We start from the raw sequence: 10,902 nt of genomic DNA, 5'->3' as shown, positions 1-10,902 counted from the left end.
GCAAAGGAAGGGGGCTGGCTGTCTCTCAGACAACTTCTTCCGTCCTTTCTTCGTTCAATCCCGTCATTCCGTGGGTTCTGCGCATGTAGTAGGAGAGCTTGCCGCTGAAGATTTTATGGGCGTACAGGGAGGAAGCGAAATCTTCCGGCGTTACGAAGCAAGAGGGCTTAGCTACCGGATGAACAGCGGACTTTTCGAACACGGAGGCGACAAAATGGGAGCAGAAATAAGCGTCCTCCCGGTCGATTTTTACATTCAGCAGAACGCCTATCAAGCCTAAAAGATGATATTTGTAGCGGTCTTGATGTTGCATCATGCCCTTCACATGATTGTACATCTTCTCGTATTCCGCTTTGCTTACTCTGAGCTGATAGATTGCGCAGTCCGCACTGCTGTAAAAAGGATGAACAAAGTCCTCGCGGATTAGACCCGCCACGAAAGGATTGTAAGCTTTTTTGCGTCCGAAGCTGTATACTTCACGCAGTTCACTGTCAAAGGCAATTGAAGCGTGATTGAGCTCGGCTTTGGTGAACCATTTTATGAGTCCGCTAAAAGCAGTTCCCGTTCCGGTAAGAACGATGTAGATATTTTTATTTGGAGTCATCGGTGAAATTCCTTTCTTCACTGAAGTAACCCCATCTTACTGTATATTCCAGCGCTGCAAAACAAACTTTAGTCTTATCCGGCAACTGGACCAAAGGCTAAGTCGGTGACTGGACCTATGCAGGTATATGTGCTGCGGCAGCCTTGTTTTTCTGGGATAGGGCTGCTTTTTCCGCTGCCTGCAAAAGACTCAGGTCCGTTATTTTTTCTGGAATAAAGATGTATAGATTACCTGCAATCCGCAAAATATAAGCTGTTCGAACGCCAGGTTTACAAAAACAATTGATAATGCTTCCACATTAGTGATACAATAATAGTCAAAATGACATTCTTGATTTAGAGGAGGCTTATTTTAATGACTGAACAGGCAAAAGATCAAGCGATCCACAAGGAAGAAAACTCTACGGTGGACAATCTGGCCATTACCACGATCCGCACACTAGCAATTGATGCCATTGAAAAAGCAAATTCCGGACATCCAGGAATGCCGATGGGTTCAGCGCCGATGGGCTACCAGTTGTTTGCTAAGACGATGATTCATAACCCGGATCACCCTACTTGGGTCAACCGTGACCGTTTTGTGCTGTCCGCAGGACATGGCTCGATGCTTCTGTACGGCTTGCTGCACCTTAGCGGCTATGATCTGCCAATGGAAGAATTGAAGCAATTCCGCCAATGGGGAAGTCTGACACCGGGGCATCCGGAGTTCGGCCACACTGCAGGTGTTGATGCTACTACAGGTCCGCTTGGACAAGGGATTGGTATGGCGGTAGGGATGGCGATGGCTGAGGCTCAGCTTGGCGCTACCTACAATAAGGATGGACATAATGTAATTGACCACTATACGTACGCAATCTGCGGCGACGGCGATTTGATGGAAGGTATCTCTTCCGAGTCCGCTTCGCTTGCCGGTCATTTAAAGCTTGGCAAACTGATTGTAATGTACGATTCGAATGATATTTCGTTGGACGGCAAGCTGAATCTGGCGTTCTCCGAGAATGTAGCCAAACGTTTTGAAGCTTACGGCTGGCAGGTTCTGCGTGTAGAAGACGGCAACGATCTTCCTGCACTGGGCAAAGCTATTGCTGAAGCACAAGCTGAGAGCAGCAAACCGACACTGATCGAAGTGAAGACAGTTATCGGCTACGGCAGCCCGAACAAACAGGGTAAAGGCGGTCATGGCGGTACTCACGGTTCCCCGCTGGGAGCTGAGGAAGCCAAGCTGACGAAGAATTTCTACAAATGGGTATACGAGGAAAACTTCTACGTGCCTGACGAAGTCCGTGCTCTTTTTGCTGAAGTGAAGGAAAAAGGCATTGCAGCGAACAAAGCCTGGGATGAAAAATTTGCTGCTTACAAAAAGGCTTACCCAGAGCTTGCGGCACAGCTCGAAACAGCATTGAACGGCGGGCTTCCTGCAGGCTGGGATGCTAATCTTCCATTCTATAAAGTTGAAGACAAAGCGCTGTCCACACGTGTTGCCTCCGGTAATGCCCTGAACGGCCTCACTGCCGGTGTTCCACAATTGGTGGGCGGCTCCGCCGACCTGGAAAGCTCCACAATGACGCATCTGAATGGCTTGGCCCAGTTCACACCGGATTCTTATGACGGCCGCAACATTTATTTTGGCGTACGCGAGTTTGGTATGGCTGCGGCTATGAACGGGATTGCCCTCCACAGTGGTCTCAAAGTATTCGGCGGTACCTTCTTCGTATTCACGGACTACCTGCGTCCAGCGGTTCGTCTGGCTTCTATCATGAAGCTGCCGGTAACCTATGTGCTTACACATGACAGTATTGCTGTCGGTGAAGATGGTCCTACCCATGAGCCGATTGAGCAGCTGGCTTCCCTGCGCATTATTCCAGGTCTTACTGTCATCCGTCCGGCTGACGGCAACGAAACCTCTGCAGCCTGGGCTTACGCGATGGAAAACACAGCAAATCCGGTAGCGCTGGTGCTGACCCGTCAAAACCTGCCGATCCTTGCAGGAACCGTTGACGGTGTGCGTGAGAACATTAAACGCGGCGGATACGTAGTTTCCGACTCCAAAAATGGTAAACCTCAAGCGCAAATCATCGCTACAGGCTCCGAGGTCCAACTGGCTGTGAAAGCTCAAGCCGCGCTTGCCGAAGAAGGTATTGATGTCCGTGTTATCAGCTTGCCAAGCTGGGATCTGTTCGAGAAACAGGATAAAGCTTACCGTGATTCCGTCATCCTGCCTGAAGTCAAAGCGCGTCTGGCTATCGAAATGGCGCAAACCTTCGGTTGGGAACGTTACACAGGCGACCAAGGCGACATCCTCGGCATCACCACGTTCGGCGCTTCCGCACCTGGCGATACTGTAATCAGAGAATATGGCTTCACTGTAGAAAATGTAGTCAGCCGTGTGAAAGCCCTGCTATAATAGACAGAATTAAAGACAAGGGGGAGAAATAAGCACATGAGTCAGTTCACCAACGCAACAATTCAAAAAGCAGCTAATATTTACTACGATGGAAAAGTTACCAGCCGTACGGTTATTTTGCAGGACGGTACCAAGGTGACGCTTGGCATTATGCTGCCTGGAGTGTATGAATTCGGCACAGAAGGCCCCGAGACTATGGAAATTCTTTCGGGTGATCTTAAGGTGCTGCTTCCCGGAACAGACGTGTGGAAAGAAATTAAAGGAACCGAAACATTCCACGTTCCCGGCAACTCCAAGTTTGCGCTGGAAGTATTCGCTTTAACTGATTATTGCTGTTCTTACCCGGTTTTGTAATTCAAACAAAGGATGTCCCGGCAGCTTCGGCTGTTGGGATATTTTTTTATATTTACTTAAACTTCCATTATTAAGTCGTAATACCTAACGATACTATAAAAAAATGAATCTGCTAATTAATATCATTGACGATATAGGTACATTTTCATATACTTCCACTAGCTACTAGAGAGGCTAGAACCGCCTCAAGGGAGATAGAATGGGAGATGGAAGATGAAAAAGTCACCGTTTAGCAAGGAAATACATAAGTACTATCTAATCTTTTTAAGCTTTATGTTGCTAGGATCGTTATTTGTAACTCCGGGATCTGTACAGGCATCGGCAAACATTGTGAACCCCAATCAGGTATATTCCTACAAGGTAATGCAGAGGGATATTGAGAGATTAGCGCAGGAATACCCCGACCTTATAACTTATGAATCTTTGGGACAGACCGCATATGGACGGCAGCTGTGGGCGGTGAAGCTAGGCAGAGGAGAATCTGTGCTGTTTCTGAACGGTTCTCATCATGCCAGAGAGTGGATGACTAGTTCACTACTGATGAAAATGATTGATACTTATGCCCAGACCTATTACAACAATGGGAAAATCGCCGACTATAACGTACGCAGTTTACTGGATGAAGTCAGCATTTGGATTGTTCCGATGGTAAATCCGGACGGTGTAACCTTGTCCCAGCAAGGCACGGCAGGATTGCCGGCGAATCTAGCCAAAACGCTGCGTCAATATAATGGAAACAGCACAAATTTTACCCGCTGGAAAGCAAATATGCAGGGAATTGACCTTAACCGCCAATATCCGGCGAAATGGAATACGATTAAGAATGCCACTACATATCCTTGGTATCAGAATTATAAGGGCAAGAAGCCGGGGCAAGCTGCTGAAGTGCAGATGATGATGGATTTTACGCATAAGATTGATCCAGAGGTTACAATTTCCTACCATAGCTCCGGCGAAATTATTTTTTGGCACTTTAATACCTTGAGCAGCAATCTGTCCCGCGATAAATCCATGGCCCGGGCACTTGGCTACCTGACAGGCTACTCTCTTGTGAATCCGGAGAAAAACCCTTCGGGAGGCGGATATAAGGATTGGTTCATTCAAGAGTATGGCCGCCCCGGATTTACGATTGAAATCGCAAACTATGCCGGAGAGAGCAGTGTTCCGTTAAGACAGTTCAACCGGATCTGGTCTGAGAACAAGGAGGTAGGGCTTTATTCCGCAAAACAATCCTATTCCTTGTGGCTGAAGAAGCAGAAGCTTCAGTATCTTCAACAATCCATGAGCCTGCTGGCTGGAACGGAGCTCTATACGCAAGTAGGGGCCACAGCCGGAGGTACGAATCTACAGCCGCAGAAGCTTCAAGTTATTGCACAGAAGGGTGACTGGTATCAGGTTCAAGCAGATAAAGGATTAGGATGGATTCATCCATCACCGGGAAAGCTGGTAATCGTCGAGGATATCACGGCGACTACTGAATTGACGGTGAGCACACCCGCCTATAAATATCCGGATGCTTTCGCTCCTAAAGTGACCGTTCTTGCTCCGCAAACCGTCCAGGTATCGGGAAGATGGGGAACCTGGCTGCTGGCCTCCACTGCAAACGGCAATTGGTGGATCGACGGACGAAAGACAGAACTCAAGTGGCCGGTAGAGGAAACAGTGCCAAGTACGCCAACAGATGTTGAGATAACCGGAGAGACACAGCCAGAACCTGCAAATACTACGAATACTCCGTAACCAGCACTAGAATCGCCTTATACATCACTCTAAGAAGGTGCTGGAAGTACTTTAATTAACTGATTCTTGCTGCTCTACACCGGTTTTGTAATTCGATAGCTTAGGGAGTCCCGCCTAATGGCGGGGCTTTTTTGTTGTTTGTATAAAGTTGGGGAAAAGTTTCTTTTGATTTAAATCGTCCGAAGATGAATTTGTTTTATCTGAACAACTGGATAAAGTTTAGTTTATCTGGCAGATTTTCTCTTGGGATAAATTCATCTAGCGCATTGACTTTGCCAATTTACGGTGTTAACATGGCCTCGTAATCTTAATTTATGGAAATTATTCAACTAAATTTTTATTTGTTAAGTGAATTTTTTTAGGGGGAACTTCATGAAGTGGCGTAAATTATCGTACAACCGTAAGCTTTTTATAACCTTTTTACTCATCGGTAGTTTGCCTGTGCTGCTTCTAGGTACGATTGCTTACAAGAAATCCTCCCGGACGCTGCAAGCCCAGACCGAGCAGGACCTGCAGGTGATTGCCGGACAACTGAATTCCGCGATTGAGAAGCAAATCAGTGACTTCGACCGGTTCAGTATTCTTCCGTACTATATGCCGGAGGCTTTCAAGCTGCTCAGCCAGCCGTATGTTCCGGAGGATGAGTGGGGATCGGCGGAGCTGAACTCCCAGAAACAGCTGGTTCGCCTGATGAGCGCTTATCCGTCCATTAATACATCCATCAAAGGGATGGTGCTGTACGGCATGAATGGAGCGATCAGTGCTTACCGGACCAGTGCTTCCTCGACGGTCAACAGAGCTTATGATGCTTCGGGGGAGTCGTGGTATAAGGCTGCTCTGGAGCAGAAGGGAGGTTTTGTGGTGTCGGGGGTTCATGAGATTAAGCAGTTTGATGGGAAATCCTTTCAGGCGGTGACTGGCGCGAGATTGCTTCTGGACGACAACATGCGGCCGCTGGCCCTGATTGCACTGCATATCTCTCCTGATTTCATTGAGAAAATCATCCGCTCCTCCCAGCTGCATAACAGTGTAGTGACCGTGGTCGATGCGGATAATCATCTGGTGTACACTTCGGATTCGCAAATCGCGGAACCGTTATTAGGGCAGCTTACCCAAAAGAAACCACAGAGCATATGGATGACCGAAGGGACTGGAACGGATGGCAAGGTAGTTTACCGGGGCGTTATGAAGCAGAGCAAGTATCTCGGCTGGACGATTTATCTGGGCAAAAACCAAAATGAGCTGCTGCGTGACAGCAGATCGATCCGGCAGTATACCTTCATCATCGCGGTCATTCTGGTCTTCGCTGCGGCGGCCGTAGCCTGGCTGATGGCCCGCAGTCTTTCCGGCCCTATTCTGCAGCTTATCCGCTCTATGCGGAGTGTGGAGCAAGGGAAATTCGAAGGCGTTGAGCCTCCGCTGCGTCAAGATGAGATCGGCCAGCTGCATCTGAGTTATTCCAGAATGGTGAAGCGGTTGGACAGCCTAGTCAAGTCCATTGCGGAGAAGGAGCGGCAGAAGCGCAAAGCAGAGTTGTATGCGCTTACGCTAAGGATTCAGCCCCATTTCCTGTACAACACCTTAAATTCAATCCGCATGCTGGCCATTCTGCAGCAATCACATCAGATTGGCCGGCTGATCCATTCACTGAACAGACTGCTCCAGTCTTATATGAAAATCGAGGATGAGCTGATGCCGCTGTCTGAAGAAATCGCGCTGCTGCAAACCTATGCGGAGCTGATGGATCTGCGCTATACCAATACATTTGCCGTCGAATGGGAGATTCCTGAAGAACTGCGGGGTGCGGGAATTCCGCCAATGCTGCTGCAGCCTGTCCTGGAGAATGCCATCTTCCATGCCTCCAAAGGCCTAAACCGCATATTGCAGATACAGATTCGGGCCTCGCTTGACGGGTCCGGCAGCACGCTGCAGATTGAAGTCTGCGATGACGGAACCGGGATCCCGGAAGATCAGATTATCCGGCTGCTCAATGACCGTAAACAGGATGGAACCTCCAGTATTGGACTTAATAATGTGAATGACAGAGTCCGTTTGCGGTTTGGCGCGGACTATGGTCTGCAGCTTAACCGCCTGCAGCAAGGAACGGCAGTGACAATCACTTTACCCTACGATAATTTGACTCAAAGGAGCGGGGAATAACATGTGGAATCTGCTTGTCGTTGAAGACGAATCCATCGTCCGGATGGGGCTGCGTTATATGTTGGACTGGGAAGCCTGCGGTGTGAACTGGAAGGCGGAAGCCTCGAACGGGGAAGAAGCGCTGGAGATTCTGGAGAGCGGTGACATTCATATTATTATGACGGATATCCGGATGCCAGGGATGAACGGGCTGGAATTGGTTCAGCAGCTCCGCACGAACGGGGACTACAGGACTGCGGTGATTTTCTTGAGCAGCTACGATGATTTTCCTTATGTAAAAGAAGCGATCCGGTTAGGCGCTATAGATTATCTGCATAAGCCTACGATGGATGAAGCGGAAGTCACGGCAACCCTCCGCAAAACCATAGCTTTGCTGGAGCAGAGCGCAGTAAGGCCGCAGACGCTGTTGACTGAGAAAGAACGGAATGAACAGCTTGTGTCTCTGCTTGATATTTATACATTTCCTCATGAACCGGTATATGAGAAGCTGCTGGGCGAGCCGTTTAAGCAGGGGCTGTGGCTTGCAGCCTTCCGGCTGCGGGATGATGCGGCGGATCAGATCGGAGCTACTACAGAAGAGGACAACATGAAGTTCATGTCAATCCGTTATCTGATTGATGAGTATGTGGCTAAAGATTGGGGAGGACACGTCTTCCACCGCAACCACAGGGAGATTATCTGGCTGGCTCCGGCCCAGGCTAAGGATGAGCGCAAGGTCCCAACAGACAAGGAGTATTATCTCGATAAAATGCGGAATAAAATCTTCGAGCTGTTAAATGTGTTTCTCATCTACTCCAGCAGCCAGATATATAGCGGGCCATCAGAGATTCCTCATGCCTATTTCGAGGCTGAACTTAAATTTCCTGCCCATCAGCAGAGTGACAGTCTGTATGTGCGGATGGCCAAACAATTCGTCGACCGTTATCTTCTGGAAGACATTTCGCTGCCCAAGGTAGCTGAATCCATTCCCATCAGCACCAGTTACTTAAGCCGGATTTTCCTAAAAGAGGTCGGGGAGAGCTTCAGTGAATACGTGATCCGCAATAAAATCATGTACGCGCAAAAGCTGCTACGGGAAACCAATAAAAAAATCTATGAGATTGCGGAGCAGCTTAGTTATACCAACCCGCATTATTTCGGCAAGCTCTTTAAAGAGCGGGTGGGCATGACTCCGCTGGAGTACCGCAACCGATAGAGCATAAAAACATAGGAAATGACACAAGAATGAAGGATTTGTAGCCCCTCTTCGGCAGAGCGCTGAATCAAGGCATGAAAGCGCATTAAATGTCAACGCAGGCCCGTATTCCGGGTTCGCGAGGCGCGGTAGACTGAGAACAGGCAAATGAGGATCAGTTGCTGAAAATATTCAGGGGGTAATGAACAAATGAGAAGAAAACACTTATCAGTTATGCTCACGGTTATGCTGGCTGCAGTTCTTCTGCTTACGGCCTGCGGCTCGAAGAACACGGGAAATTCGGCTGCGAATGCTGGGGATGAAGGTGAAACGACGATCTCCCTTTGGGTTCTGAATGATCAGGAAGCTTATTTATCACCAATTATTGAATCCTTCCAGCAGGCGAATCCGGGAATACATGTCGAAACCACCTTCTACGGAACCGATCCTTTGAAGGAGTCACTTAAGGTAGCCGCGTCCTCCAAGACATTGCCGACCATGTGGTTTACCTGGGGCGGATCGCTGGGTTCCTTCTATCCCGAGAATAATTTGTCGATGGATTTGACCCAGACCTCGGAAAGCCATAACTGGAGTGATATCTATAATCCGGCGGCGCTGGAGCTGGTGAAATACAATAATAAAGTATCAGGCGTACCTTTCCATCTGGCCTCACTCGGCATGTTCTATCCCAAATCACTTTATAAGAGCTTGAACATAGCGCCGCCAACCTCGTTTGCAGAGTTTGAGCAGCAGCTGGAGCAGATCAAGAAAAGCGGAGTGACCCCATTTGCTGTCGGTGGTAAAGGCGGCTGGATGGTGATGCGCCTAACCGAGCAATTGCTTGAGACGTATGCAGGAGCGGAGCTTCATGACAAATTGAATACCCTGGAAGCTTCCTGGGCAGACCCTGCCGTCGAGAAAACCTTCGCCAAGCTGAAGGATTGGGCGGATAAGGGCTATTTCGAGAAGGGCTTTATTACAATTGATCCGGCTGAAGCAGAAGCACCCTTCTATCAGGCAGAACGGGGATACACACTCACAGGTTCATGGGTGGACTTGAATATTAGCCAGGCGGGAAGCAGCCCGGCCGACTTCGGGATCTTCAAATTCCCTAACGATCAGCCGACTTCGCGGATGTCCAGTTTTGTCGAAATGTTTCAAATCAACGGCAGCAGCGATTCCAAGGAGCAGGAGGCTGCTGTGAAATTGGCCGAATATATGACCGGACCGGATACGGTGAAGCAGTATATTGATCAGTATGGATCGCCTGCCCTGAAAGAGTTTGAAGGTTCAGCCCAGTCCCCGCATACCGCAGAGTTGGCGAAATTGATCGGGGAAGGGAATTTCCTGATCGCTGACCAGGCTTTGCCGCAAGCTGTAGTGCAGAAGCTCTTTGAAGCCCAGGATGCTGTAGTGCTTGGCGAATGGACACCGGCAGAAGCAGCTCAAGAGATTCAAAAAGCAGTTGAAGCCTACAAGAGCGGCCAGTAACAGCCAGGCGTCAGTCAAGGGAAGAAGAGCGGCCGGAATGGCGCTCTTCTCCTTTTTTAAATCAAGGAGGCATCTTATGAAGATCAAACAGTGGAAGCCTTGGGCATTCGTAATGCCGGCACTGCTGGCATATCTGGTGGTCATTGTAGCTCCATCCCTATACACACTCAGGCTAAGCTTTTATAGCTGGAACGGTATCGCCGCGTCCAAGAAGTTTGTCGGATTGCAGAATTATAAATACCTGCTCAGTGAAGATACAGTGTTTAGAGTTGCTCTGCGTAACAACATTATGTGGATGATTGGTTCGCTGACAGTCATTATCGGTCTGGGGCTGATGTTTGCGCTGCTGCTGAACCGCAAGCTGAAGGGCCGTTCCATTTTCCGGAGTGTCTTTTACTTTCCGTATGTGCTGTCAGGGATTATCGTTGCTTTGATGTGGACCTGGCTATACCATCCGAGCAAAGGCTTCTTTAATGTAATGCTGGAGCAGATCGGCCTTGGGTCCTGGGCACATGCCTGGCTGGCTGATCCCAAGACCGCACTGGCGGCAGTTTTTATAGCCGGTGTATGGCAGGGAGTCGGTTTACCCATGGTCTTGTTCCTGGCAGGACTGCAAACCATCCCGCGCGACTGTTACGAGGCGGCAATTATCGACGGCGCTAAACCGCGGCAGTCCTTCAGATATATTACGGTACCGCTGCTCAGCGAATCGTTCATTATCGTGTTTGCCACAACGCTCGTCAATGCAATGAAGGTATACGATATTATTTATGGCATGACAGCCGGAGGCCCGGCCCAAAGCACCCAGGTACTCTCTTCCTGGATGTATTATCAGACCTTCAAGCTAAACAATATCGGTGTAGGATCGGCGATCTCTTGGGTGCTTGTCTTCATTACAATGATTGTAATTATTCCGTATGTGTACTACACCAACAAAAAATCTCATTTGTGATGATGGATAAAGGAGTTATATACC

Annotated in this window: 8 protein-coding genes; 7 read left to right on the top strand and 1 reads right to left on the bottom strand. The window is 48.8% G+C overall.

Annotated elements, in window-relative coordinates:
- Positions 1 to 25: 25 nt before the first annotated feature.
- The gene (locus ACX1DY_RS12440) at positions 26 to 625 is read right to left on the bottom strand and encodes a hypothetical protein (protein WP_458964512.1); all 600 of its coding nucleotides are present in this window, start codon (positions 623 to 625) and stop codon (positions 26 to 28) included.
- Between the two features lie 333 nt (positions 626 to 958).
- Between ACX1DY_RS12440 and tkt the strand changes: the two genes are divergently transcribed.
- The 7 genes from tkt (at position 959) to ACX1DY_RS12405 (ending at position 10,878) form a co-directional block, all read left to right on the top strand.
- Positions 959 to 3,007 carry a transketolase gene (tkt, locus tag ACX1DY_RS12435; protein ID WP_458964511.1) on the top strand — a complete coding sequence of 683 codons (2,049 nt, stop codon included), beginning with the start codon at positions 959 to 961 and terminating at the stop codon, positions 3,005 to 3,007.
- 36 nt (positions 3,008 to 3,043) lie between these two features.
- Entirely contained in the window at positions 3,044 to 3,361 is a 318-nt protein-coding gene (gene ppnP, locus ACX1DY_RS12430; RefSeq protein ID WP_458964510.1) for a pyrimidine/purine nucleoside phosphorylase, read from the top strand.
- A 213-nt stretch (positions 3,362 to 3,574) separates the two neighbouring features.
- On the top strand, positions 3,575 to 5,101 hold the full coding sequence (locus ACX1DY_RS12425; RefSeq protein ID WP_458964509.1) for a M14 family zinc carboxypeptidase: 1,527 nt from the start codon (positions 3,575 to 3,577) through the stop codon (positions 5,099 to 5,101).
- Positions 5,102 to 5,473: 372 nt separating this feature from the next.
- Entirely contained in the window at positions 5,474 to 7,261 is a 1,788-nt protein-coding gene (locus tag ACX1DY_RS12420; RefSeq protein WP_458964508.1) for a cache domain-containing sensor histidine kinase, read from the top strand.
- Position 7,262: 1 nt separating this feature from the next.
- A complete protein-coding gene (locus ACX1DY_RS12415) occupies positions 7,263 to 8,456 on the top strand; it encodes a response regulator (RefSeq protein WP_458964507.1) in 1,194 nt (397 codons plus the stop codon).
- 189 nt (positions 8,457 to 8,645) lie between these two features.
- A complete protein-coding gene (locus ACX1DY_RS12410; protein ID WP_458964506.1) occupies positions 8,646 to 9,926 on the top strand; it encodes an ABC transporter substrate-binding protein in 1,281 nt (426 codons plus the stop codon).
- Positions 9,927 to 10,002: 76 nt separating this feature from the next.
- Positions 10,003 to 10,878, top strand: a complete 876-nt coding sequence (locus ACX1DY_RS12405) for a carbohydrate ABC transporter permease (protein ID WP_458964505.1) — start codon at positions 10,003 to 10,005, stop codon at positions 10,876 to 10,878.
- Positions 10,879 to 10,902 lie beyond the last annotated feature (24 nt).

The sequence above is a fragment of the Paenibacillus sp. BAC0078 genome, from assembly GCF_054483875.1.
Note: the sequence above shows the minus strand (reverse complement) of the source record. Positions and strands in the feature narration are given on the sequence as shown.

Coding starts and splice junctions, on each gene's coding strand:
- tkt (WP_458964511.1), top strand. CDS start 959: ATGACTGAACAGGCAAAAGATCAAGCGATCCACAAGGAAGAAAACTCT.
- ppnP (WP_458964510.1), top strand. CDS start 3,044: ATGAGTCAGTTCACCAACGCAACAATTCAAAAAGCAGCTAATATTTAC.
- ACX1DY_RS12425 (WP_458964509.1), top strand. CDS start 3,575: ATGAAAAAGTCACCGTTTAGCAAGGAAATACATAAGTACTATCTAATC.
- ACX1DY_RS12420 (WP_458964508.1), top strand. CDS start 5,474: ATGAAGTGGCGTAAATTATCGTACAACCGTAAGCTTTTTATAACCTTT.
- ACX1DY_RS12415 (WP_458964507.1), top strand. CDS start 7,263: ATGTGGAATCTGCTTGTCGTTGAAGACGAATCCATCGTCCGGATGGGG.
- ACX1DY_RS12410 (WP_458964506.1), top strand. CDS start 8,646: ATGAGAAGAAAACACTTATCAGTTATGCTCACGGTTATGCTGGCTGCA.
- ACX1DY_RS12405 (WP_458964505.1), top strand. CDS start 10,003: ATGAAGATCAAACAGTGGAAGCCTTGGGCATTCGTAATGCCGGCACTG.